The sequence below is a fragment of the Puerhibacterium puerhi genome (genome assembly GCF_009846865.1).
GTDB lineage: Bacteria > Actinomycetota > Actinomycetes > Actinomycetales > Cellulomonadaceae > Puerhibacterium > Puerhibacterium puerhi.
The window spans coordinates 1-23,861 of the sequence record NZ_WUWN01000011.1; the positions used below are offsets into that span (position 1 = coordinate 1).

At 77.0% G+C, this 23,861-nt stretch carries 20 protein-coding genes; 9 read left to right on the plus strand and 11 right to left on the minus strand.

Going from position 1 to position 23,861, the window contains the following annotated elements:
* From GSF02_RS08085 to GSF02_RS08105, 5 genes are all read left to right on the plus strand, one after another.
* A partial coding sequence (locus GSF02_RS08085; protein WP_328799009.1) for an ABC transporter ATP-binding protein occupies positions 1 to 1,993 on the plus strand: 1,993 nt, incomplete at its 5' end.
* A gap of 46 nt (positions 1,994 to 2,039) precedes the next feature.
* On the plus strand, positions 2,040 to 3,371 hold the full coding sequence (locus GSF02_RS08090; protein WP_159794571.1) for an endo-1,4-beta-xylanase: 1,332 nt from the start codon (positions 2,040 to 2,042) through the stop codon (positions 3,369 to 3,371).
* Between the two features lie 84 nt (positions 3,372 to 3,455).
* Entirely contained in the window at positions 3,456 to 4,295 is an 840-nt protein-coding gene (locus GSF02_RS08095; protein WP_159794573.1) for a TrmH family RNA methyltransferase, read from the plus strand.
* Positions 4,296 to 4,356: 61 nt separating this feature from the next.
* The gene (locus GSF02_RS08100) at positions 4,357 to 5,385 is read left to right on the plus strand and encodes a siderophore-interacting protein (protein WP_408003876.1); all 1,029 of its coding nucleotides are present in this window, start codon (positions 4,357 to 4,359) and stop codon (positions 5,383 to 5,385) included.
* Positions 5,386 to 5,491: 106 nt separating this feature from the next.
* Positions 5,492 to 6,052 carry an SRPBCC family protein gene (locus GSF02_RS08105; protein WP_159794575.1) on the plus strand — a complete coding sequence of 187 codons (561 nt, stop codon included), beginning with the start codon at positions 5,492 to 5,494 and terminating at the stop codon, positions 6,050 to 6,052.
* Between the two features lie 136 nt (positions 6,053 to 6,188).
* On the opposite strand, the gene GSF02_RS08110 is transcribed toward GSF02_RS08105, so the two are convergent.
* Both GSF02_RS08110 and GSF02_RS08115 read right to left on the minus strand, forming a co-directional pair.
* Positions 6,189 to 6,773, minus strand: a complete 585-nt coding sequence (locus GSF02_RS08110) for a YbaK/EbsC family protein (protein ID WP_159794577.1) — start codon at positions 6,771 to 6,773, stop codon at positions 6,189 to 6,191.
* Positions 6,770 to 7,300 (minus strand): YbhB/YbcL family Raf kinase inhibitor-like protein, encoded by a 531-nt coding sequence (locus GSF02_RS08115; RefSeq protein ID WP_159794579.1) that lies wholly within the window; start codon positions 7,298 to 7,300, stop codon positions 6,770 to 6,772. The genes GSF02_RS08110 and GSF02_RS08115 overlap by 4 nt, the downstream gene beginning before the upstream one ends.
* A gap of 363 nt (positions 7,301 to 7,663) precedes the next feature.
* On the opposite strand from GSF02_RS08115, the gene GSF02_RS18580 reads away from it, so the two are divergent.
* From GSF02_RS18580 to GSF02_RS08130, 3 genes are read left to right on the plus strand one after another with little or no spacing between them, the layout of a single operon-like run.
* Positions 7,664 to 8,731: a hypothetical protein gene (locus tag GSF02_RS18580; protein ID WP_201308847.1), complete on the plus strand. Its 1,068-nt coding sequence runs from the start codon at positions 7,664 to 7,666 to the stop codon at positions 8,729 to 8,731.
* 57 nt (positions 8,732 to 8,788) lie between these two features.
* On the plus strand, positions 8,789 to 10,399 hold the full coding sequence (locus GSF02_RS08125; RefSeq protein ID WP_159794715.1) for a Y-family DNA polymerase: 1,611 nt from the start codon (positions 8,789 to 8,791) through the stop codon (positions 10,397 to 10,399).
* Positions 10,392 to 13,970, plus strand: coding sequence for a PHP domain-containing protein (locus GSF02_RS08130; protein WP_159794581.1), 3,579 nt, complete (start codon positions 10,392 to 10,394; stop codon positions 13,968 to 13,970). The genes GSF02_RS08125 and GSF02_RS08130 overlap by 8 nt, the downstream gene beginning before the upstream one ends.
* 1 nt (position 13,971) lies before the next feature.
* Here the strand turns inward: GSF02_RS08130 and GSF02_RS08135 are convergent, their stop codons facing one another.
* The 8 genes from GSF02_RS08135 to GSF02_RS08170 all read right to left on the minus strand — a co-directional run bounded on the left by GSF02_RS08135 (position 13,972) and on the right by GSF02_RS08170 (position 22,269).
* Complete coding sequence (locus GSF02_RS08135) at positions 13,972 to 14,484, minus strand: hypothetical protein (RefSeq protein WP_159794583.1); 513 nt, start codon at positions 14,482 to 14,484, stop codon at positions 13,972 to 13,974.
* 23 nt (positions 14,485 to 14,507) lie between these two features.
* The gene (locus GSF02_RS08140; protein WP_159794585.1) at positions 14,508 to 15,476 is read right to left on the minus strand and encodes an NAD-dependent epimerase/dehydratase family protein; all 969 of its coding nucleotides are present in this window, start codon (positions 15,474 to 15,476) and stop codon (positions 14,508 to 14,510) included.
* The gene (locus tag GSF02_RS08145) at positions 15,473 to 18,124 is read right to left on the minus strand and encodes an alpha/beta fold hydrolase (RefSeq protein WP_159794587.1); all 2,652 of its coding nucleotides are present in this window, start codon (positions 18,122 to 18,124) and stop codon (positions 15,473 to 15,475) included. Before GSF02_RS08145 ends, GSF02_RS08140 begins: the two co-directional genes overlap by 4 nt.
* The gene (locus tag GSF02_RS08150; protein ID WP_159794589.1) at positions 18,121 to 19,143 is read right to left on the minus strand and encodes a 3-oxoacyl-ACP synthase III; all 1,023 of its coding nucleotides are present in this window, start codon (positions 19,141 to 19,143) and stop codon (positions 18,121 to 18,123) included. The genes GSF02_RS08145 and GSF02_RS08150 overlap by 4 nt, the downstream gene beginning before the upstream one ends.
* Positions 19,144 to 19,361: 218 nt before the next feature.
* Positions 19,362 to 20,192, minus strand: a complete 831-nt coding sequence (locus GSF02_RS08155) for a serine protein kinase RIO (RefSeq protein WP_159794591.1) — start codon at positions 20,190 to 20,192, stop codon at positions 19,362 to 19,364.
* 354 nt (positions 20,193 to 20,546) lie between these two features.
* Positions 20,547 to 20,819 (minus strand): hypothetical protein, encoded by a 273-nt coding sequence (locus tag GSF02_RS08160; RefSeq protein WP_159794593.1) that lies wholly within the window; start codon positions 20,817 to 20,819, stop codon positions 20,547 to 20,549.
* Between the two features lie 13 nt (positions 20,820 to 20,832).
* Entirely contained in the window at positions 20,833 to 21,411 is a 579-nt protein-coding gene (locus GSF02_RS08165) for a DUF6529 family protein (RefSeq protein WP_159794595.1), read from the minus strand.
* Between the two features lie 54 nt (positions 21,412 to 21,465).
* Positions 21,466 to 22,269 (minus strand): metal-dependent hydrolase, encoded by an 804-nt coding sequence (locus GSF02_RS08170; protein ID WP_159794597.1) that lies wholly within the window; start codon positions 22,267 to 22,269, stop codon positions 21,466 to 21,468.
* A 198-nt stretch (positions 22,270 to 22,467) separates the two neighbouring features.
* On the opposite strand from GSF02_RS08170, the gene GSF02_RS08175 reads away from it, so the two are divergent.
* Positions 22,468 to 23,133: an O-methyltransferase gene (locus GSF02_RS08175; RefSeq protein ID WP_159794599.1), complete on the plus strand. Its 666-nt coding sequence runs from the start codon at positions 22,468 to 22,470 to the stop codon at positions 23,131 to 23,133.
* Between the two features lie 7 nt (positions 23,134 to 23,140).
* Here the strand turns inward: GSF02_RS08175 and GSF02_RS08180 are convergent, their stop codons facing one another.
* Entirely contained in the window at positions 23,141 to 23,791 is a 651-nt protein-coding gene (locus GSF02_RS08180) for a phosphatase PAP2 family protein (protein ID WP_159794601.1), read from the minus strand.
* Between the last annotated feature and the right edge of the window lie 70 nt (positions 23,792 to 23,861).

Consider the following 23,861-nt stretch of genomic DNA (forward strand, 5'->3'; position numbering starts at 1 on the left):
GGCGGCCGCGGCCCGCCCCGGCCCGCCGCGGCGCGGGCCCGGCGGCGGCCCGATGGGCATGGGCGCGCCGGTGGCGAAGGCGATGGACTTCCGCGGCTCGCTGCTGCGGTTCGCCCGGTCCATGCGCCCGGAGCGCACGCGCGTGGTGCTGCTGACGCTGTGCGGCGTCGTCTCGGTGGCGCTCACCGTCGTCGGCCCGCGCGTCCTCGGGGCCGCCACGAACGTCATCTTCGAGGGCGCCGTCGGCGCCATGCTGGGACGGACGGTGCCGCCCGGCACGCCGACCGACGAGGTCGTGGCGGGCCTGCGCGCGCAGGGTCAGGACCGCATGGCCGACATGCTCGCCGCGATGGACCACGTCGTGGTCGGCCAGGGCGTGGACTTCGGGCGGCTCGGCCCGATCCTGCTCACGGCGCTCGCGATCTACGCCGGGGCGTTCCTCTTCGGCTGGCTGCAGGCGCGGATCATGACGATCGCCGTGCAGAACACCGTGCGCCGCCTGCGCGACGAGGTCGAGGCCAAGCTGCACCGCATCCCGCTGTCGTACGTCGACTCCCAGCAGCGCGGCGAGATCCTCTCGCGGGTCACCAACGACATCGACAACGTCGCCCAGACCACCACCCAGACCCTCGCCCAGCTGGTCACGTCGCTGCTGACGGTGGTCGGCGTGCTCGCGATGATGTTCTCCATCTCGTGGGTGCTGGCGCTCGTCGCGCTCGTCACGGTGCCGCTGTCCGTGCTGGTGACCACGCAGATCGCGAAGCGCAGCCAGCCGCAGTTCGTGGCCCAGTGGGCCGCCACGGGGCGGCTCAACGCCCACGTCGAGGAGATGTTCACCGGCCACGCCCTGGTGAAGGTCTACGGCCGCCAGCAGGAGGCGGTCGAGCGGTTCGGCCAGGAGAACGAGGCGCTCTACGAGTCCTCCCGCCGCGCGCAGTTCATCTCCGGCACCATCCAGCCGGCCATGGGGTTCATCGCCAACCTCAACTACGTCGTCGTCGCGGTCGTGGGCGGCCTGCGGGTGGCCTCCGGCCAGCTGAGCCTCGGCGACGTGCAGGCGTTCATCCAGTACTCGCGGCAGTTCACGCAGCCGCTGACGCAGATCGCCTCGATGATGAACCTCCTGCAGTCCGGCGTCGCGTCGATCGAGCGGGTGCACGAGCTGCTCGACGCGCCGGAGCAGGAGCCGGACCCCGCCGCGCCGACCCGGCCGCAGCCGGTGCGCGGCCGGGTCGCGTTCGAGGACGTGTCGTTCTCCTACTCGCCGGGCACGCCGCTGATCGAGCACCTGTCGCTCGTGGCCGAGCCGGGGCAGACCGTCGCCATCGTCGGGCCCACCGGCGCGGGCAAGACGACGCTGGTGAACCTGCTCATGCGGTTCTACGAGGTGGACGGCGGGCGCATCACTCTCGACGGCGTCGACGTGCGGGCGATGACCCGGGACGACCTGCGCTCGGGCATCGGCATGGTGCTGCAGGACACCTGGCTGTTCCGCGGCACCATCGAGGAGAACCTGCGCTACGGCGCCCGCCGGGACGTCACCGGCGAGGAGTTCCTCGCCGCCACCCGCGCCACGCACGTCGACCCGTTCGTGCGCACGCTGCCCGACGGCTACGCGACGGTGCTCGACGACGAGGGCTCGAGCCTGTCGGCGGGCGAGAAGCAGCTGCTCACCATCGCCCGGGCCTTCCTGGCCGACCCGCAGATCCTCGTGCTCGACGAGGCGACCAGCTCCGTGGACACCCGCACGGAGGTGCTCGTCCAGCAGGCGATGAACGCCCTGCGCAGCGGGCGCACGAGCTTCGTCATCGCCCACCGCCTGTCCACCATCCGCGACGCGGACGTCATCGTCGTGATGGAGCACGGCCGGATCGTCGAGACCGGCGACCACGAGAGCCTGCTCGCGGCCGACGGCGCCTACGCCCGCCTGTACCGCTCGCAGTTCGCGGCGCCGGTCGCGGGGGAGACGGAGGCCGACGCGGTCGAGGTCTGAGGCCCGCCTGCTCGAATCGATTCGGCGGATGTGGCACGCTGCCGCCATGACACCGTCGTCGCCGTCCCTCTTCACCCCGCCCGCCCCGGGCCGCACGCCCGACCCCTCCCTGGCGCACCGCCGCGCCGACGCGGTCCTCACCGTCGTCGGGCCGGACGGCGCCCCGCTCGCCGACGCCGACGTCGTCGTCGAGCAGACCGACCACCGGTTCTGGTTCGGCTGCATCGGCTTCGACCTCGTCGACCACGCCAACGGCTACGCGGCCGAGGGCGGCGGGGAGTCCGGCGGCGCCGCGCCCGACCCCGAGCTCGACGCGCGCCTCGCCGAGCGCTGGCTCGACGTGTTCAACATGACCACGCTGCCCTTCTACTGGGGCCGCTTCGAGCCGGCCGAGGGCGCGCCGCGCACCGCCGAGCTGCTGACCGCCGCCCGGTGGTTCCGCGACCGCGGCGTGGTGGTCAAGGGCCACCCGCTCGTGTGGCACACCGTCCAGCCGAGGTGGCTGCTCGGCAGGCCGCTCGAGGAGGTCGAGCGGCTGCAGCGCGAGCGCATCCGCCGCGACGTCGCCGCGTTCGCCGGCGTCGTCGACACCTGGGACGCCATCAACGAGGTCGTCATCATGCCGGTGTTCGACGCCGAGGAGAACGCGATCACGCCGCTGGCCCGGCTCAAGGGCCGCGTGGAGATGATCCGGATGGCGTTCGAGGAGGCGCGCGCGGTCAACCCGGCCGCGACGCTGCTGCTCAACGACTTCGACATGTCCACCGCCTACGAGTGCCTGATCGAGGCGGTGCTCGAGGCGGGCGTCCGCATCGACCGGCTGGGGCTGCAGTCGCACATGCACCAGGGCTACTGGGGCGAGGAGAAGACGCTGCGGATCCTCGAGCGGTTCAGCCGGTACAACATCCCGATCCACCTCACCGAGACGACGCTGCTGTCCGGCGACCTCATGCCGCCCGAGATCGTCGACCTCAACGACTGGCAGGTCGAGTCCTGGCCGTCAACGCCCGAGGGCGAGGAGCGCCAGGCCGACGAGGTGGAGCGGCACTACCGGACGCTGCTGAGCCACCCGAGCGTCGAGGCGGCGACCTACTGGGGTCTGTCGGACCGCGGGATGTGGCTGAACGCCCCCGGCGGCCTGCTGCGCGCCGACGGCTCGCCCAAGCCCGCGTACGACCGGCTGCGCTCGCTCGTCAAGGGTGAGTGGTGGCTGGCGCCGACGACGCTGCGCACCGACGCCGCCGGGCGCGTGCGGTTCGGCGGGTTCCTCGGCGACTACCGGGTCACCGCGCGCGGCGGGTCGGTCCCGGGGGCGTCCGCCGCCGTGTCGCTCGACGCCCCGGGGGAGCGGGTGCTGGAGGCGCGGCTCGCGGCCTGAGCCGTCGACGACGGCGGGCCCGGCCCGCCCCCGCGGCGGCCTCCCGCGCACCGGGAGGCCGCCCCGGGCTGGGAGAATGCCCGGGTGACCCAGCCCGCCGTCGTCCGCATCACCGACCCCGCCGACCCGCGCCTGACCGACTACACCGACCTCACGGACGTGCGGCTGCGCACCGTGCGCGAGCCCGCCGAGGGGCTCTACATGGCGGAGTCGTCCACGGTCATCCGGCGGGCGCTGGAGGCGGGGCACCGGGCGCGGTCCTTCCTGATGTCGGACAAGTGGCTCGACGGGATGTCCGACGTGCTGGAGGGCGACGCCGTGCCCGCCGGCACCCCGGTGTTCCTCGCCGACGAGGACGTGCTGCGGGCCATCACGGGCTTCCACCTGCACCGCGGGGCGCTCGCGGCGATGCACCGCCCGGTACTGCCGAGCGTGCATCAGCTGGTGACCGGCGCCCGCGGCGGGGCCGGCGCGCGTCGCATCGCCGTGCTCGAGGACGTGGTCGACCACACGAACGTCGGGGCCGCCTTCCGCAGCGCCGCCGCGCTCGGCGTGGACGCCGTGCTGGTCTCGCCGCGGTGCGCCGACCCGCTGTACCGGCGCAGCGTGCGCGTCTCCATGGGCACGGTGTTCCAGGTGCCCTGGACCCGCTTCGCGTCCTGGCCCGGCGGCCTGCGCGAGCTGCAGGAGGACGGGTTCGTCGTCGCCGCGCTCGCCCTGTCCGACGACGCGGTGTCGCTCGACGAGCTGGCCGCCGACCCGCCGGAGCGGTTGGCGCTCGTGCTCGGCACCGAGGGGCACGGGATGTCGGCCGCGGCGATCGAGACCGCCGACACCGTGGTGAAGATCCCGATGGCCGGCGGCGTGGACTCCCTCAACGTGGCGGCCGCGTCGGCGGTGGCGTTCTGGGCGACGCGCGCGTGAGCGGCGGACGAGTGGCCTGGGTCACGTTGACCGTCACCTAACTGAGGTTAGGCTTACCACCGTGACCGACCTCGACGAGCGCCCCGCCCTGCTCGAGCAGACCGCCCCCGCCGTGCAGCCGTGGCGGATGTTCGACGTCGAGGTCAAGCGCGTCACGCGCCTGTGCCCGTCGTTCGTGCGGATCACCTTCACCGGTCCCGACCTCGACCGGTTCGCCGACAACGGCCGCGACCAGCGCATCAAGCTCCTCCTGCCGGCGCCGTGCGGCGGCTGGGAGTACCTCGACCGGCAGAACCCGGACTGGTTCACGAAGTGGCGCGAGCTGCCCGAGGAGCGGCGCAACCCGCTGCGCACCTACACGGTCCGCGCCGTCCGCCCGGACCTGCGCGAGGTCGACGTCGACCTGGTGCTGCACGGCGACACCGGCCCCGCCTCGCGCTGGGCCAACGGCGCCAAGCCGGGCTCGCCGCTGGTCATCATGGGCCCCAACGCCGAGTACGACGGGGCGCACGGCGGCAAGGAGTTCGCGCCGCCGGAGTGCGCGCACGCCCTGCTGCTGGCCGGCGACGAGACCGCCGTGCCGGCCATCGCCGCGATCTGCGAGTCGCTGCCCGACGACGCCTTCGGCGAGGTGTTCCTCGAGGTCCCGCACCCCGAGGACCGCTGGACCCTGGTGGCGCCCGAGGGCGTGCGGGTGCACTGGCTGGGCCGCGACGGGCGCGAGCACGGCGAGCTGCTGGTCCCGGCCGTGCGGGAGGCGGCCGACCGCCTGCTCGCCATGGGCGTGCGCCCCACGCAGGCGCCGGCCGAGGTGCCGGTGGGCACCCTCACCGCGCCGGCGCTGTCGTCCACCGGCATCGACCTCGACGGCGAGCTGCAGGACGTGGACGTCGACGCGGAGATCCTCTGGGAGGTGCCGGTCGACCAGACGGGGCACGCCCTGGTCCAGGACGCCGTGCTGTACGCCTGGCTGGCGGGCGAGGCCGGCGTCATCAAGACGCTGCGCCGCTACCTGGTCGGCGAGTGCGGCGTGGACCGCAAGGCCGTCGCGTTCATGGGCTACTGGCGCAAGGGCCGCGCCGAGATCTGACGCCTCGCCCCGCTCGCGGGCACCCGCCTCGTTCGCGCCGCCACCGGCTCCCGGTGGCGGCGCGACGTCGTCCCGGGGACGGTGGAGGCAGGCGGCAGGAGGAACGATGACCGACCAGAGCGGCGCCACCGCGCCCACCGACCTGTCCGGCTCGTCCGGCTCGACACCGGCGCGCGGCTTCACGCTGCGCCGCACCGTCGCCGCCCCGCGCGACGAGGTCTGGGCCGCCTGGACCGACCCGGACCGCCTGGGGTGGGTCGCCGGCGAGGCGCGCGGCGTCGACCGCGGCCTCGACGCGACCATCGACCTGCGGGTGGGCGGCGTCTGGCGCGTGCACCTCGTCGAGGGCGAGGGCAGCGGGCGCGAGCTCGTGACGGGCGGGGTCTACCGGCACGTCGAGCCGCGCGAGCGGCTCGACTTCGCCTGGGGCGCCGTGGGCGGCTGGCCCGAGCTCGACCCCCAGGAGGGGGTGGCGGGGCTCGACGCCGTGCCGCAGGTGGCGGTGACGTTCGAGGACGCGCACGACGGCGCCCGGCCCGTCACGGTGCTGACCGTGCACGTGGGCTTCACGGACGCCGTGCCCGGCGCGGACGTCGAGCGATGGCTCGCGCTGGGCATCCGGGCGGGATGGTCCGACACCCTCGACCGGTTCCCGCCGCGCGCCTGATCCGGCTTCCCCGGCTGCTCCGGGCTCTGCTGTCGCAGACCCTTGCCGTTCCGGGTCCCTGGCGGTCCGAGACAGAGGGGTCTGTCTCGGACCGCCAGGGACCCGGAACGTGAGGTGGCGATGGGCGGCTCGGGCCTCAGCGCTCGACGCCCAGGTCCTCGACCACCTCGACGTCCGGCATGCCGGCCAGCAGCTCGCCGGGCATCAGCAGCTTGGACCGGCGCACGCCCGAGCCCATGAGGGCGAGCGACCCGGGCTCGGTCACCCGGGCGTCCACGAGCACGCGCCAGGCCGCCGGCAGGCCCACGGGCGTGATGCCGCCGTACTCCATGCCCGACTCGCTCGTGGCCCGGTCCATGGGCAGGAACGACGCCTTGCGGACGTCGAGCAGCCGGCGCACCCGGTTGTTGACGTCCGCGAACGTCGTCGCCCGCACCACGCACGCCGCGACGCGCTCGTCCTCGCCGCGGCGCCCGGCGACGACCACGCAGTTGGCCGAGGCCTCCGGCGGCAGCGCGTGGACCTCGTTGAGCGTCGCGGTGTCGGCGTGCTCCGGGTCGATCTCGGTGACGGCCACCTGCGCCGCGACGCGCGGGTCCGTGGCTGCCCACGCGCGCAGGGCGGCGAGCACGGCGGGCGCCAGCAGGTCGGGGCGCTCGAGCGCGGGCTCCCAGGACAGGTCGCCGAGCGTGGGCAGGGCCGCGGGCGTGGCGTCGGTCATCGCTGGTAGGTGCCGACGAGGACGGCGCGCGCGAGCGTGTGGAACACGACGTTGAACGCCACGCCGGCGTTCGAGGCGTCCGGCCCGACGCCGAGCTCCGGCACGTCGAGCGCGTGCACGGCGAAGAAGTACCGGTGCTCGTGGTCGCCGGGCGGCGGGGCGGCCGGGGTGAACCCCCGCGTGCCGGCGTCGTTGCGCACCTGGTAGGCGCCGGCGGGCAGGGCCGCGCCGTCCGCGGCCCCGGCGCCGCGCGCCAGCGACGTGGTGGTGGCAGGGACGTCGACGAGGTTCCAGTGCCAGAAGCCCGACGGGGTGGGGGCGTCCGGGTCGTAGCAGCTCACCACGAAGGACCGGGTGTCCTCCGGGAAGCCGGTCCACTCGAGCGCGGGGGAGACGCCCTCGCCGTCGACGGTGAACGCGACCGGCAGCCGCTTGCCGTCGTCGAGGTCCGGGCTCGTGAGCGTGAAGGTCGGCACCTCGGGCAGGAGCGAGTACGGGTCCGGGGGGTAGGGGCGGTCCAGGCTCATGGCCTTCATCGTGCCCGAGCCGGGTCGCCGCTGCCACCCCGTCCGCTGCCCGGGGCGACGGACCTGGCGCCCGCGGCGCTGCGCTCGCAGCGGGTGAAAATTCCGCTCGGCCGGGCCTCTCCGCGACCCGTCGGGAGCCCCGCGGAGGCCCGGGAGCGGGCCGCCGCGCGGGCCCGCCGGGGCGCCCGCGGCGGCCGAAGGTGCAGTTGACAGCCCCGAGGCGGCGGCGTTCACTAGAACACACGTTCGAACAGGCGTTCGAACGTGTCGGTCGCCCCGCACCTGCGTGGTGCCGGCCGCAGCGTCGCACAGGTTCGGCGCGCAAGTCTGTCGCACAGTTCCGTCACGCAGGGGAGGAGCCGGATGACCGTCACCGTCCCCGTGGGCTCCGAGGCGGGCTCCGAGGTGGGCACCGAGCCGGGCCCCGAGGCAGGCCCGCACGCGGACGGGCGTCACGACCGGCCGGCGGGGCGGGACCGGCTCGACCGCGCGCTCGCGGCGCTCCGGGCGGCGGAGCAGCGCACGGGCGTGGCCTCGACGGCGGGTGGCGCCGTCGGGCTCGGTGGGCCGGGCACCGGGCTGCGGGAGCCGCGCCGGCTTCCGCAGCCCGATCTCCCGGAGCCCCAGCGCCCCCGGTCGGAGCCCCTGGGACCGCGGCCCGAGCGTCGGGAGCTGCAGCCTCCCGTGCTCCGGCGGGCGTCCGGCGCGGCCGAGACGCGGGCCGCGGACGGCGGTCCGTGGCCGGTGCACCCCGACCTGGCCCAGCTGCTGCCCGGCGGCGTGCTGCCCGCCGGGGGCACGGTCGCGGTGCTCGGCTCGACGGCGCTGCTGCTCGCCCTGCTCGCCGCGGCGTCCCGCGCGGGGGCGTGGGTGGCGTTCGTGGGGGCGCCGGCGGTCGGGATGCTCGCCGCCGCCGACGCCGGGATCGAGCTCGAGCGCGTGGCCCTCGTGCCCGCCCCGGGCCCGGACGCCCCGGCCGCCGTCGCGGCGCTGCTGGACGGCATGGACCTCGTCGTCGTCGGGCCGCAGGCGCCGCTGCTCGACGGCGACCGCCGGCGGCTGGCGGCGCGCGCCCGCGAACGGGGCGCGGTGCTCGTGGCGACCGGCGCCTGGCCCGGCGCCCACGTGCGCCTCGACGCGCGCGGCGGCGCGTGGTCGGGGGCCGACCGCGGCTCCGGGTGGCTGCGCCGGCGCACGCTGCGCGTGCTGCGCACCGGGCGGGGCGCGGCGGCCCGGCCCGTGGAGATCGACGTCGAGGTGCCGCTGCGCGCCACCGTCGTCGTCCCCGGGCTGCCCGCAGGGATGCCGGCGTCCCCCGCCCGGCCCCCGGCACAGGCGCCGCTGCCGGCCGCTGCCGGTGCGCCCGGCCCGTCGGTGCCGGCCGTCCCGACGCCTCCGGCGGCGCCGACCCCGCTGCGGGTGGTGGCCTGAGTGGCCACTACCCGGACCGCCGTCCTGTGGGTCCCGGACTGGCCGGTCGTCGCCGCCATGGCGGCCGCGGGCGTGGACGCGCACGTGCCGGCCGCGGTGCTCGGCGCGCGCTCCCGGGGCGGGCAGACCGCCGGGCACAGCGTCGTGGCCGTCTCCGCCGTCGCCCGCGCGGCCGGGGTGCGCCGCGGCATGCGCCGGCGCCAGGCGCAGGAGCGCTGCCCCGAGCTGGCGCTGCTGCCCGCCGACGACGGCCGCGACGCCCGGGAGTTCGAGCCCGTGGCGCTCGCGGCCGAGACCGTCGTGGCGGGGATCGAGGTGGCCCGCCCCGGCCTGCTGCTCCTGCCGGCCGACGGCGCGGCCCGCTACCACGGGTCGGAGCACGCGCTGGCGCGGGCGCTGGTCGAGGCCGTCGCCGAGCGCACCGGCTACGAGTGCGCGGTGGGTGTGGCCGACGGGATCCTCGCCGCGATCCTGGCGGCGCGGGCCGACGCCGTCGTGCCGCCCGGCGGCTCGCGCGCGTTCCTGGCGCCCCGGCCGGCCGCCGAGCTGGTGCACGCGGTCACCGACCCGGGCGGCGTCGCCGCGGTGCGCGAGGCCGTGGACCTGTGGTGGCGCCTGGGGGTGCGCACCCTCGGCGACCTGGCCGCGCTGCCGACCCCCGTCGTGCAGGCGCGGTTCGGCGACCTCGGCGCCTGGGCGCACCGCCTCGCGCGCGGCGAGGACGAGCGCCCGCCGGCCCGCCGGCGCATCGAGGCCGACCTCGCCGTCGCCGCGGACCTCGACCCGCCGGCGCTGCGCGTCGACGTCGCCACCTTCGCCGCGCGCCGGCTGGCCGAGGAGCTGCACGAGATGCTCGCCCGGCGCGGCCTGGCCTGCGGGCGGCTGCGCATCACCGCCCGCACCGGCGGGCTCGACGGTCCCACCGACGACGGCGCCACCCTCGAGCGGGTGTGGCGCACCGACGACGCCGCCACCGGCGGGCTGAGCGCCGCGCGGATCACCGACCGGGTGCGCTGGCAGCTCGAGGGCTGGCTCACCGGCGCTGCCCTCGGTGCCCGACGGGCGGCGCGCGGGGCCGACGACGCGGCGCCCGCCGTCGCCCCGATCGTGCACCTGGCGCTCGCGGCGCAGGAGGTGGTGCCGGCCGGCACGCACCAGCCCGCGCTGTGGGGCGCCGGCGCGGGGCAGGACGTCCGCGCCCGCCGCGCGCTGGGGCGGGTGCAGGGCCTGCTCGGCGGCGACGCCGTGCTCACCGTGCGCGTGCAGGGCGGGCGCGACCCGCGCGACCGGGTGCACCTGGTGCCGTTCGGCGAGGACGTCGCCCCGGCCCGGGACGCCGCGCTGCCCTGGCCGGGCGCCCTGCCGAGCCCGGCGCCGCCCACGCTGCTGCCCGAGCCGGCGCCGGTGCGCGTGCTCGACGCGGCGGACCGCGACGTCGTCGTCGGCGCGCGGCTGGGCACCAGCGGGGAGCCGGCCGCCGTCGTGCGGGACGGGGCGGACGGGCCCGAGCGCGTGGTCGCCTGGGCCGGCCCGTGGCCCGTCGCCGAGCGCTGGTGGGCACCCGACGGCAGGCGGCGCGTCTACCTGCAGGTGGTGCTCGAGGACGGGCAGGGGCTGCTGCTGGCCGCGGCCGGCGGCGCCTGGCGGGCGGAGGCCGTCTATGACTAGCACGGGCCCGACCGGAACCCCGCGGTACGCGGAGCTGCACGCGCACTCGGCGTTCAGCTTCCTCGACGGCGCCTGCCACCCCGAGGAGCTCGCCGCCGAGGCCGCCCGCCTGGGCCTGGAGGCGCTCGCCCTGACCGACCACGACGGGCTGTACGGCGTCGTCCGGTTCGCCGAGGCGGCGCGGCTGGTGGACCTGCCGACGGTGTTCGGCGCCGAGCTGCGCCTGCCCGCGCCCGCCGCCGGGACCGGGACCGGCGCGGACGGCGCGGCCGGGCGCCCCGTGCTCGACCTCCCGACGGGCGTGCCCGACCCGCGCGCCGAGCACCTGCTGGTGCTGGCCCGCGGCGCGCAGGGCTACCGCCACCTGTCCCGGGCGATCGCCACCGGGCACCTCGAGGCGGGGGAGAAGGGCCGGGCCGTCTACCACCTCGAGCGCCTGGGGCAGGAGGCGGACGGCGAGTGGCTGGTGCTCACCGGCTGCCGCAAGGGCGCCGTGCGCCGCGCGCTCGTCACCCAGGGGCTGGACGCCGCCCGGCGCGAGCTCGACCGGCTGGTCGGGGTGTTCGGGCGCGACGCGGTGGCCGTGGAGGTCACCGCCACCGGCGACCCGCGCGAGGCGGACCTGCACGCCGCCCTCGCGCTGCTCGCCGACGAGGCGCGCCTGCCGCTGGTGGCCACCACGGGCGCGCACTACGCGCGGCCGCGCGACGCCGACCTGGCCGGCGCCCTGGCGGCCGTGCGGGCCACCAGCTCGCTCGACGCGATGGACGGCTGGCTGCCGGGCGGCCCGGTGGCGCATCTGCGCTCGGCCGCCGAGATGGCGCGGCTGCACCACCGGCACCCGCGCGCGGTCGACGCGGCGGCGGCCCTCGCCGCCGAGTGCACGTTCGACCTGCAGCTCGTGGCACCGCAGCTGCCGCCGTACCCGGTGCCGCCGGGCCACGACGAGGCCTCCTGGCTGCGCGAGCTCGTGCGCCGCGGCGCCACCGAGCGGTACGGGCCGCGGGGTGCCGAGCGGGTGCCGGGCGCCTGGGCGCAGATCGACCACGAGCTGCGGGTCATCGAGAAGCTCGGGTTCCCGGGCTACTTCCTGGTGGTCTACGACCTCGTGGAGTTCTGCCGCACCCAGGGGATCCTGTGCCAGGGGCGCGGCAGCGCCGCCAACTCCGCCGTCTGCTACGCCCTGGGCATCACCGCCGTCGACGCGGTGACGCACGGGCTGCTGTTCGAGCGGTTCCTCGCCCCCGAGCGCGACGGGCCGCCGGACATCGACATCGACATCGAGTCCGTGCGGCGCGAGGAGGTCATCCAGCACGTCTACGCGAGGTTCGGCCGCACGCACGCCGCGCAGGTCGCCAACGTCATCTCCTACCGGCCCCGCTCCGCGGTGCGCGACGCCGCCCGGGCGCTCGGATACGACGTCGGGCAGCAGGACGCCTGGTCCAAGTCGATCGAGCAGTGGGGGTCGTTGCGCGGGCCGGACCCCGCCTCGCCCGCCGCGGACCGGAAGGTCCGCGCCGCGCGCGCCGTGGCGGGGGCGCCCGCGGCGCCGGCCGCCGGGCCCACCACCGCACCGGCCGCCGTCGTGCCGAAGACCCGGCGCAAGGACGCCCAGGTGGCCGCGCTGTGGGGCCCGCGCGTGACCGACCCGCTCGCGCAGGACGACGCCGAGCGCCGGGCCGACCGAGCGGCCGGCGCCGCCGCCGCGGCAGGCGGCGAGCCGCTGCGCGCGCACGACTCCCACGACGTCGTGCCCGCGCAGGTGCCGCCGTCGGCGCAGGAGGTCGGCGAGATCCCGGAGCCGGTGCTGGACCTGGCCGAGCGCATGCTGCGCCTGCCGCGGCACCTGGGCATCCACTCCGGCGGCATGGTCATGTGCGACCGGCCGGTCATCGAGGTGTGCCCCGTGGAGTGGGCCCGCATGGAGGGCCGCACGGTGCTGCAGTGGGACAAGGACGACTGCGCCGACGCCGGGCTGGTGAAGTTCGACCTGCTGGGCCTGGGCATGCTCACCGCGATCCGGTACGCCTTCGAGGCGGTCGCCGAGCGCACCGGTGCACGCCTGGCGCTGCACTCCCTGCCGAGCGAGGACCCGGCGGTGTACGACCTGCTGTGCGCCGCGGACACCGTGGGCGTGTTCCAGGTGGAGTCCCGCGCCCAGATGGCCACGCTGCCGCGCCTGCAGCCGCGGACGTTCTACGACATCGTCGTGGAGGTGGCGCTCATCCGGCCCGGCCCGATCCAGGGCGGGTCGGTGCACCCGTACATCGAGCGGCGCCAGGGCCGCGAGCCGGTCCGGTACGCGCACCCGCTGCTCAAGCCGTCGCTGGAGCGCACCCTCGGCGTGCCGCTGTTCCAGGAGCAGCTCATGCAGATGGCCATCGACGTCGCCGGGTTCACGCCCGCCGAGTCCGACCGGCTGCGCCGGGCGATGGGCTCCAAGCGGTCGGTCGAGAAGATGGAGGCGCTGCGCGGGCGGCTCATGTCCGGGATGGCGGACCGCGGGGTGCCGCCGGACGTGCGCGAGGAGGTGTACGACAAGCTCAAGGCGTTCGCCGACTTCGGCTTCCCGGAGTCGCACGCCTTCTCGTTCGCGTTCCTGGTGTACGCCAGCTCCTGGCTCAAGGTGCACCACCCGGCCGCGTTCTACGCCGGGCTGCTCGCGGCCCAGCCGATGGGCTTCTACTCGCCGCAGTCGCTGGCCGCCGACGCGCGGCGGCACGGCGTCACCGTGCTGCGCCCCGACCTCAACGCCTCCCGCGCCCTGGCCTGCGTCGAGCGCCTGCCCGACGACGCCGAGCTACCGCCGGAGACGATCCCGCTGCCGCGCTCGCCCGAGGCGTCGTACGGCCCCGACCCCGACCTGCGCCTGGCGGTGCGTCAGGGGCTGGGTCAGGTGCGCGGCATCGGCACGGACCTCGCCGAGCGCATCGTGGCCGAGCGCGACGCCGGTGGCCTGTTCCAGGACCTGCGCGACCTCGTGCGGCGCGTGGACCTGTCCACCGCCCAGCTCGAGGCGCTGGCCACCGCGGGCGCCACCGACAGCCTGGGCGTGACGCGGCGCGAGGCGCTGTGGGCGGCCGGCGCGCTCGGCCAGGAGGGCCCGGACACGCTCGAGGGGGTGAGCGTCGGCGTCGCGGCGCCGACGCTGCCGGGCATGACCCGGGTGGAGACGGCGGTCGCCGACGCCTGGGCCACCGGCGTCACCCCCGGGCTGTCGCCGCTGGAGCTGGTGCGCGACGGGCTGCGCACGGCGGGCGTGGTCACCGTCGTCGAGGCCGCCGGCGCCGACGCCGGCCGGCGGGTCGCCGTCGGCGGCGTGGTGACCCACCGCCAGCGGCCGGGCACTGCCGGCGGCACGACGTTCCTGTCGCTGGAGGACGAGACCGGCCTGCTCAACGTCGTGTGCTCACCCGGCCTGTGGCAGCGGTTCCGGCCCGTGGCGCGCGGGGCGCCCGCCATGGTGGTGCGCGGGCGGGTGGAGAAGGCCGACGGCGCGGTCAACCTCGTCGCCGAGCACCTGGCGCCGTTGCGGCTGCCCGTGCACACCCGCTCGCGGGACTTCCGGTGACCTAGGCGCGCGGCTCCAGCCGCACCGTGTCGTCACGCCGCCAGCGCACCCGGCGGCGCACCTCGAACAGCACGAGGTCGCCTCGCGGGACGTCCAGGGCATCCAGCCGGCGGTGGACCGCGGCCAGCTCCGCCAGCCGCAACGCGAACGCGCACGACGTGCCGGTGTCGTCGACCGACCAGACGGAGCCCTCTTCGTCGTCGTGATCGACGCCGTACGCGCAGATCGTGAAGGGTGCCACGGCGGCAGCAAGATCGACGTGACGGTCGACCCGTGGGTCGAGCACGGCCCCGGTAGGGTCCCCGCGCCGCTGCTGCGCCGCCAGGGCGGAGAGCTCGTCGACCGCCCACCGCACGTCGTCCGGCCACGGCTCGTCCGACAGGACATCGACGTAGATCGTGTCGAGCCGCGGACGCTGCGCCAGGAGGGTGGCGCGGCAGACCGCCGCGACGCTCGCCGGGGCGGCGCCGTCCCGCACGGTGTACCACCACCGGTCGACCGGGGGCCTCTTCATCCGCACAGGATCACGCGCGCAGCTCACGCCCCGCCGTAGTGCGCCGCCAGCCGCGCCAGGCCCTCGTCGACCGAGACCCGCGGCGTCCACCCGAGCTCGGCGCGGGTGGCGCGCTGGTCGAACCAGTGCGCGGTGGACAGCTGCTCGGCGAGGAACCGCGTCATCGGCGGCTCGTCCTGCCCGGGCCGCACCCGCCACACCGCCTCGACGGCGCCCCCCGCGGCGCGGGCCAGCCCGGCCGGCACCCGCCACGCCGGCGGCCGCACGCCGGCGGCGCGGCAGATGCCGGCCAGCAGGTCGGCGACCGTGCGCGGCTCGCCGTTGGTCAGCACGTAGGCGCGCCCGTGCACCTGGGGCGCGCGCTCGTACGCCGCCGCGATGCCGTCGGCGGCGTTGTCGACGTAGGTGCTGTCGATGAGCGCGGCGCCGTGCCCCAGCAGCGGCAGCCGGCCGCGGCGGGCACGGTCGAGGACCCGCTCGACGAGCTGGGTGTCCCCGGGGCCCCACACCAGGTGCGGCCGCACGGCCACCACGGGCATGGTGCCGTCGCGCCCGAGGGCCAGCAGCTCGGCGGCGGCCTTGGTGCGGGCGTACTCGCCGCGGGCGCGGGCCGGGTCCGCCGGCCTCGCGCCGACCCCGACGAGGGAGTCGCCGGCGTGCGCCACGGAGGGGGAGGACACCTGCACGAACCGGGCCACCCCGGCGCGCTCGGCGGCGTCCAGCAGCGTGGCCGTGCCGCCCACGTTGACCCGCTCGAACTCGGCGGGGTCGCCGGCGAGCGACACGCGCGCGGCCAGGTGCACGACGCCGTCCACGCCGTCGACCGCGCGAGCGCTCGCGGCCGCGTCGGTGACGGAGCCGAGCACGTCGTCGGCGCCGGGCACGCCCGACGGGCGGCGCTGGAACGTGCGCACCTGTTCGCCGCGCTCCTGCAGCGCGCGCACCACGGCGCGGCCGAGGAACCCGGACGCCCCGGTGACCAGCACCGTCATGGCCGCCCCACCCGTCCTCCGGTCAGCACCCGCTCGGCCCACGCGGCGAGCCGGGTGCGGTCGATCTTCGAGTTGTGCCGGACGTCCGTGGGCATCGCCGGCACCACCAGCACGGCGGCCAGCGGCACGGGGGCGGCGGCGCGCACGGCGGCGGCCAGCTCGGCGTCCGCCAGGCCCGCCCGGCGCGGCGCGGCGCGGAGCTCGACGACCGCGACGGCCTGCTGCACGCCCGCGGGCCCGACGCCGACGACGGCGGCGCGGCGCACCGCCGCCACCCGCTCGACGTGCTGCTCGGGGCCGACCGGCGCGAGCGGCCCGTCCGGGGTGGTCAGCACGTGCGCGAGCCGCCCCTCGATCCACAGCCGCCCGGCGGCGTCGAGGTGGCCCACGTCCCCGGTGCGGTGCCAGCGGCCCGGGCCCGTCTCGCGCTCGGCGGCGCGGTCGGTGAGCCAGAGCCGGTCGTAGCGCTGCTTGAGGTGCGGTGCGCCGACGACGACCTCGCCCAGCACGCCGGCCTCGGTCCCCGGCTCGCCGGTCGCGGCGCCGTCGGAGTCCAGGGCGCTGATGCGCACCTGCACGCCGGGCACGGGGACGCCGACGCACACCCCGGCGTCGGGCGCCGCGGCGGCGGCCCGGATCCCCTCCAGGGTGACGTCGGTGACCAGCAGGCACTCGGTCATCCCGTAGGGCGTGTGCGCCGTGGCGTGCGGCATCAGCGCGGCGGTGGAGGCCAGCAGGCGCTCGCTCACCGGCGCGCCGGTCGACAGGAACGTGCGGATCTTCGCGAGGGCCGCCCGGTCAGGGTCGGTGAGCGCGTCGGCGGTGGCCACGACGTTGAGGATCGCCGCGGGGGACAGGAACGCGATGCGGGCGTCCGACGCCGCGGCGGCCTCGGCGACGGCGCGGGCCGTCAGCGTGCGCGGAGCCGAGACGTCCATGCGGGGCGTGGCCGACCGCGTCCCCAGCGCCGGGCCCAGCAGCGCGAACGGCGCGAAGCCGGTCACGAGCCCGGTCTCGGGCGTGACGTCGAAGTGCGCTGCCAGCGCGTCGCGCACGGCGGACAGCTGGGCGTGCGTGTAGAGGACGCCCTTGGCCGGCCCGGTCGAGCCGGACGTGAACAGCACCGCGGCCTCGTCGTGCGGGCCCGGCTCGGGCGGCAGGACGCCCGAGCGGCCGAGCTCGGCGACGTCGGTCAGCCGGTGCGCGACGCCGAGCGCGGCCCGTGCGGTCGCGGGCAGCGGCTCGGCGGCGATGCGCACGCCCGGCCAGCCGAGCGCGCGGGCGGCGGCCAGGCCCCGGGTCTCGCCGACGACGTAGTCGGGCTGGGCGCCGCGCTCGGCGCGGGACAGCCCCCGCACGCCGAGGCCGGCGTCGGCCACGACCACGACGGCGCCGAGGCGCAGGCAGGCGTAGACGAGCGCGGTGAGCGTGGGGCCTGGCTGCACCAGCAGCGCGACGCGGTCGCCGCGGCGCACGCCGACGGCGTGCAGGCCGGCGGCGATCTCGCGCACGCGGCGGGCCAGCAGCCGCCAGCTCACCACGAGCGGACGGTCGGCGGTCATGCCGATGACCGCCGGGGCGTCGTCGTCGGCGCGGGCGTCCAGGCGCGCCCACAGCGGCTCGAACTCCGGCTCCGGCTCGCGCGGCGGCGCGGCGGGGCCGCTGGCGGGCGCGGCGTCGTCCGCCGCCGTCCCGACCTCCTCGCCGAGCCAGTCGAGCACCGCCGGGGCGTACGGCGCGTCCTCGGCCACCAGGTGCCCGGCGTGCTCGAAGCGGTGGACCCGGGCGTGGGGGAGCCGGTCGGCCAGGTCGTCGAGGTAGCGGTCGGCGAACACCGGGTCGCGCGGGCCCCACAGCATCAGCGCCGGGACGTCCAGAGCGGCCACCCCGGTGGCGACGCGATCGAGCTCGGGCGCGCTCGGGTGGCTCGCCTCCGCCGGGATGTCGGCGACGAAGCCGCCGATGCCGTCGCGCCGGTCCGCGCTGCGGTACGGCGCGCGGTAGGCGTCGGCGACGTCCGCCGGCAGCGCGGGCCGGGCCAGCGCCAGGGTGGTGTCGAGGAACGCGGTGGTCGTGACCGTCCCGAGCTCCAGCACCGGCCCCGCGGTGGCCAGCCGGAGGACGGCGGGGATCGGTGTGCCGTCCGGGTGGTGCACGGCGGTGTTGAGCAGCGCGACGCCGGCGAGGTCGGCGCGGTGGTCCACCGCCCAGCCCAGCGACACGACGCCGCCCCAGTCGTGCCCGAGGGTCACGACGGGGCCGGCGAGCCCGAGCGCCGCGGTGAACGCCCCGAGGTCGGCGACCCGCTGCGCCAGGTCGCGGCGCGTCCCGGTGCGCTGGGACCAGCCCATCTCAAGCTGGTCCACCGCGACCACGCGCCAGGCCGGGCCGCCGCGGGCGGCCCGCTCCAGCGAGCCGGCGACGAGCCGTCGCCACAGGTAGGACCACGTCGGGTTGCCGTGCACCGCCAGCACGGTGCCCACCGGGGCCACGCCGCGCTCGGTGAGGACCGGCCCGGTGTCCAGGCAGTGCCAGGTACGCCGCTCACCGGCGTCGGCGCCCACGCCGTCGACCTCGACGAGACGGCTCCAGGCCGGGTCGAGCTGCGGCAGTCCGGGGGGCGGGGTGCGGGCGGGCAGCCCGCTCACCACGCGAGCTCCAGCATCGCGGTGTTGATCCCGGACCCGACGCCCATGAGCAGCACGCGGTCGCCGCCGCGCAGGCTCGCCTGCTCGCGGTCCAGCGTGATGGGGATCGACGCCGGCCCGACGTTGCCGAGCGTCGGGAACGTCGTCGGCACGCGGTCGCGGTCCAGGTGCAGCGCCCGGACGATCGCCTCGGTGTGCACGCGCGACACCTGGTGCGTGATGTAGCGGTCCATCGACGACCAGTCCCACTCGCGGGAGGCCTCGCGCCACGCGGTGACCACGAGGTCGAGGCCGCCCTTGAGCAGCGCCTTGGCGTCGGTGAACATGCCGTCGACGCTGCCCACACACAGGTCGTGGAACTGGGTGGCGGCGCGCGTCACGCCGCCGAGCACGCGGTGGCCGTCGGGGTGCTCGTCGGAGCGGCCCAGCACCGCCGCGGCCGAGCCGGAGCCGAGCGTCAGCGTGGCGAACTCCTGCATGAAGTCGTCCTTGCCGACGCCCTCGCTCAGCAGCCGGCGGATGGTGGTGCGCTGGACGTCGTCGGCGTCCTCGCCGTTGACCACGATCGCGTGCCGGATCTGCCCCGACTCGATCATCCCGGCGGCCAGGCTCATGCCGTTGACGAAGCCGAGGCAGGCGTTGGCGACGTCGAAGTTGATCGCCGAGCTCGGCAGGCCGAGGCCGTGGTGCAGCCGCACGGCGACCGACGGCTCGAGGTGCTTGCGCGTCACGGAGGTGTTGATCAGCAGGTCGACCTCGTCGGGGGCGACCCCGGCCTTGCGCAGCGCCTCCTCGCCGGCGGCCACGGTGGCGCTGTCGGCGTCCTCGCCCTCGGCCCAGCTGCGGCGCTCCAGCACGCCCGCGACACGTTTGAGCGGGTTGCCGGCGATGCGCAGGCGGCGCAGCGCGGAGCCGAGCCGGTCCTGGATCTCGTCCGACGAGGTGACGCGGCTCGGCAGCCGGCTGGCGACCGCCAGCAGGGACACGTTGCCGAACCGGGTCGTGGCATTACCGGACACTCAAGCTCCATCTGCAGTACGGGCGCCGACGCGCGGCGGGTCTGGGACAACTGTGCCCCTGAGAGCCGGTCGCGGCGCGTCCACGGGGGCCCGAGGGTCGAACGGCCCGCGCCGCGCCGCGGTTCCCGCGGCCCGGGGGTGATCGATGCCACACGATCCTCCCGGGCCGCGGCGCGGTGCGGGGCGCCCGCCCGCGCGTGCCGGTGCGGGCGCCGCGGCTACCAGACCTGCGCGAACACCTCCGCGAAGAGCTCGTCGGCGTCGACGGCGAGCCCGCGTGCGGCGAACCAGGCGCACATCGTGCGGCAGTCGCGGTGCAGCAGCTCGGCGCCGCGGGGCACCGCGACGAGGTCCACCACCTGCGGCAGGTCGATGAGCACCAGGCGCTCGCCGTCGGCCAGCACGTTGTACGGCGACAGGTCGCCGTGCGCCCAGCCGAGACGGGCGAGCACGCCCATCGCGTCGCGCAGCTGCGCGAACCACCCGGCGAGCAGGTCCGGCCCGGGCCGGGTGCGGGCCAGGCGCGGCGCGGCGACGTAGGCGCCGTCGGCGCCCTGGTGGCCGACGAACTCCATGAGGATCTCGGTGCCGTCCACCTGCACCGGGTAGGGGACCGGGGCCCCGGCCTCCCAGAACTGGCCCAGCGCGGTGAACTCCGCGTCGGCCCACTGGGTGGCGCGCATCGCGCGGCCCCAGGCGGACTTGCGGTCCTCCATCGCGCGCCGGTCGCGCGTGCGCCGGACCTTGCGACCCTCGGTGTACTCGGCGTCGCGGTCGAACTGACGGTTCTCGCGGCCGCGGTACCGCTTGGCGGCCAGGACGCTGTGGCGCGCGGGGTCGCCCGGCACCGCGCGCTCGACGAGGTGGACGTCGGCCTCCTTGCCGGTCTTGAGGATGCCGAGCTCGGTGTCGAGCGCGGCGTCGGAGGTGACGACCCAGGCGGGCCGCGGCTCGGGGCCGCGCTGGCCCTTGGCGACGGAGGTCCAGGTGGACCACCGGCGGCCGGGACCGAGGTCGTCGTCGTCGGGAAGGGTGAGAACGAAGGACACGGGGTGCTCCTGCGGGAGGTGGGGCGGGGCGATCCGCGCCTCCCGGGCCGCGCGTCAGCGACGGGGGCGGGGGAGGCGTGCGCGTGCGGCGTCGTCGTGCATGGCTGCCTCCCTCCGTGGTGCGGCCCGTGGCCGCGGTGCTGGCCGGTCCCCCGTCGGGGACCGTGGGCACGATCCTGGCAGCGCGCCGGCGGGCCGTCCACGGATTTTCCCGGCGGCGCCCACCCGCCGCAGCCGCTACCGCAGCCTTCTACCGCAGCCTTCTATCGCAGCCCGGCGATCATCGCCCCGACGGTCGCCGCGGCCAGCGCGACGAGCGCCAGGGTCGGCAGGCGCTGCCACCACGTGCGCATCTCAGTGACGCCCCCGGTCCCGGCCCCGGTCCCGGCCGGAGCGGTCGTCGGGCTCGTCGCCGTCGGGCTCGTCGCCGTTGTCCTGGTCGTCGTCGGGCTCGTCGCCGTTGTCCTGGTCGTCGCCGGGGTCGTCGCCGGGGTCCTCGCGGTACCGGCCGTCGTCGTCCGGCCGCGGGCCCGCGGCCGCGAACCAGCCGTACCCGCCGACCCCGGCGACCACGGCGGTGGCGAGGTAGACGAGCGCCTGCCGGCGGGTGGGGGAGTCGTCGCTCATGGTGTCTCCCGAGTCATGGCGTCCCCCGGGCGAACCACCACAGCGCCGACGTCGTCCAGGCGAGCGCCAGCAGCGCGAGCACCGTCCCGCCCAGCAGGGGCAGCACCCACCCGGGCAGCGACCGCACGCGCAGCGCGAGCATCTTCACGGTGAAGGCGCCGAAGAGCAGGCAGCCGGCGGCGCTGTGCACGAGCACCCGGGTGGGGGAGTCCTCGAGGCCCAGCGACCAGACGCACGCGAACGCCACCGGCAGCGTCAGCCCGAACGCCGCCACGCCGCTCCAGCGGTGCGTCCACGCCACCCAGGGCGGGGCGCCGCGCACGCCGGGCAGGCGGCCGTACATCGCCAGCGCGGTGACCAGCTGGACCGCCAGGAGCGCGACGGCGCCGGTGGCGAGCCACGCCTTGGCCTCGACCATCGTGCCGAACCACAGGGTGTACAGCGCGGCGCCGTCGCCCGGATGGGCGTCGGCGTAGGCGGCCAGCGCCCCGGAGACGGCGACGCCGGCGAGCACGGCGGCGGCCAGCGCCCACCGCCATCCCGCGCCGGCGCTGGGGCGGGAGGCGGAGCCGGGGGCGTCCACCGGTGCCATGACAGCACGGTGCGCCCGCCGGGGGCGTCCGGCAACCGGCGGCTCAGGCGGGCGTCACCAGCCGGCGAGGCGCTGCCACGCGCCCGTGACGTCGAAGCCCATCTGCTGCAGCGCGGCCCAGCCGACGCCCACGACGGCGTACAGGCTCACGGGCGTCATCACCACCCACTCGCGCCAGGACCCGGCGTCGCCGAGCAGCGGCACCGAGACGTTGCCCCGCGGGGTCCACAGGTCGTCCAGCACCAGGGCGCGCCGGCGCACCCAGCGCGGCGAGCGGATGCGCACCGGCCACAGCAGGGGCACGCCGCGGGTGGTCAGCAGGTCGCCGAGGAGGTGCACGAGGCAGCCGAGGCCCACGCAGAACGGCATCCAGTACCACTCCTCGGGCGCGAAGGCGGCGACGAGGACGGCGAGGCCGACGGACGACAGCCACGGCCAGACCGTGCCCTTGCGGGTGAGCCGCAGCGCGCGCAGCGCGAAGGCGACGAGCAGCACGGCCATGATGCCCGGCCCCACGAGCAGCTCGCCGAAGCGCTCCGTGGGGACCGAGACCAGGCCGGCCACCCACGCGATCGCCGCGAACACCACGACGCCCAGCAGGGAGTGCGTGCCGGCCCGGTGCCCGCCGCTCACGGCGGCGACCACGCGGGTGACGCCCTCGGAGATGGGCGGCAGCGAGTGGGCGATGGTGCCGGAGTGGTGGTCCGCGTCGGGCAGCAGGGCGGCGCCCGCGCACACGAGCGCGCCGGTCATCACGCCCACGTCGGACACCGGGTACCAGCCGAGCGCGATCGGCGTCGAGGCGGTCACCGCGACCCAGGCCGCGGCGCCCGACGCCGCGTGGTGCCCTCCCATCATGGCGGACCGCCCCTTTCGTGATGCTTCTCCCGAACGACCGGAACGTCCGGCCCGGCGAACCGTACACGGCGGCGCCGACAGGTCCGGTCGCGGCGTGACGACCCGTCAGAAAAGTGTGCCAAGCACCGGAGAACGCCTCCCGCGCCGCGCGGCGGTGCGGAGCCGGGAGGGACGGGCTCCCGGCCGTAGGGTCGCGGCATGGAGCACACCTGGGACGACGTCGACACCTACCTCGAGGACCTGCTGGTGCCGCAGGACGAGGCGCTCGCCGCCGCGCGGGAGTCGTCGGCGCGCACGACGATGCCGCACGCGGCGGTCTCGCCCGCACAGGGGCGGTTCCTCGCGCTGCTGGCGCAGGCCGCCGGCGCCCGCCGCGTGCTCGAGCTCGGCACGCTCGCCGGCTACAGCACCATCTGGTTCGCCCGCGCCGTGGGGCCCGACGGGCGCGTCACCACGCTCGAGCTGGAGGAGGCCAACGCGGCCGTGGCGCGCGAGAACCTCGAGCGGGCCGGCGTGGCCGACCGGGTGGACGTCGTCGTGGGCCCGGCGGCCGCGTCGGCGCAGCGCCTGGTGGACGACGGCGTCGAGGCGTTCGACCTCGTCTTCGTCGACGCCGACAAGCCGAGCAACCCGCAGTACCTGCGCCTGGCGCTCGAGCTCACGCGGCCCGGGTCGCTGATCGTCGTGGATAACGTGGTGCGCGCCGGCGCGGTGGCCGACGCCGGGAGCGACGACCCGCGCGTCCTCGGATCGCGGCGGGTGCTGGCCGACGTCGCCGCCGACGACCGGCTCGAGGCCACGGTGCTGCAGACCGTCGGCGGCAAGGGCTGGGACGGCTTCGCGCTGGTGCGCCGGGTGCGCTGACGCGCCCTCAGCGCACCCGGCGCCGCACGCCCCACGTCGCGCCGACGACGGCGACCACCGCCAGGACGCCGAGCGCGAGCCCGGCCGCGACGTCGTGCACGTAGTGGACGCCGGCGGCGACGCGGCAGGCCGCCACCACGAGGGCGACGGGGACCGCGAGCGCCGCGGCGCGAGGCACGGCGAGCACGCACGCGGCGGCGAGCGCGCCGGCGATCACGGCATGGTTGCTCGGCCAGGACCAGTCGCCGGCCGGCGGGCAGGCCAGCACGGTGGCGACGTCGATCACGTGGCACGGGCGCGGTTCGCCGACGAGGACCTTGACCGCCTCGCTCGACCCGTACGCGAGGATCGCGCCGACGCCGCCGGCGGCGAGCGTCCAGAACCGTTCGCGCGCCCGGCGCCACGTGACCAGCGCGAGCACGCCGGCCGTGGCGACGAGGACGAGCAGACCCTGCTCCGCGGCCGGGCCGACGACGCCGCCGAGCGGTGAGCCCTCGGCGCCGCCCGCCACCGCCCGGTACAGGCCGACCCGGGCCGGGAGGGCGGCCAGGGCCAGGACGGCGAGCGCCAGCGCGACGGCGAGCGCCGGGCCCAGGGCTCGGCGCGCCGGGCGCGGGGCAGTGAGGGCAGCGGTGCGGGCGACGTCGGCGCTGGTCATGGGGGACGACGCTAGGGAGGGCGCGGCGCGGGCGGATCCGGCTCCGGGACGGTCTCGCGCTAGCCCTCGG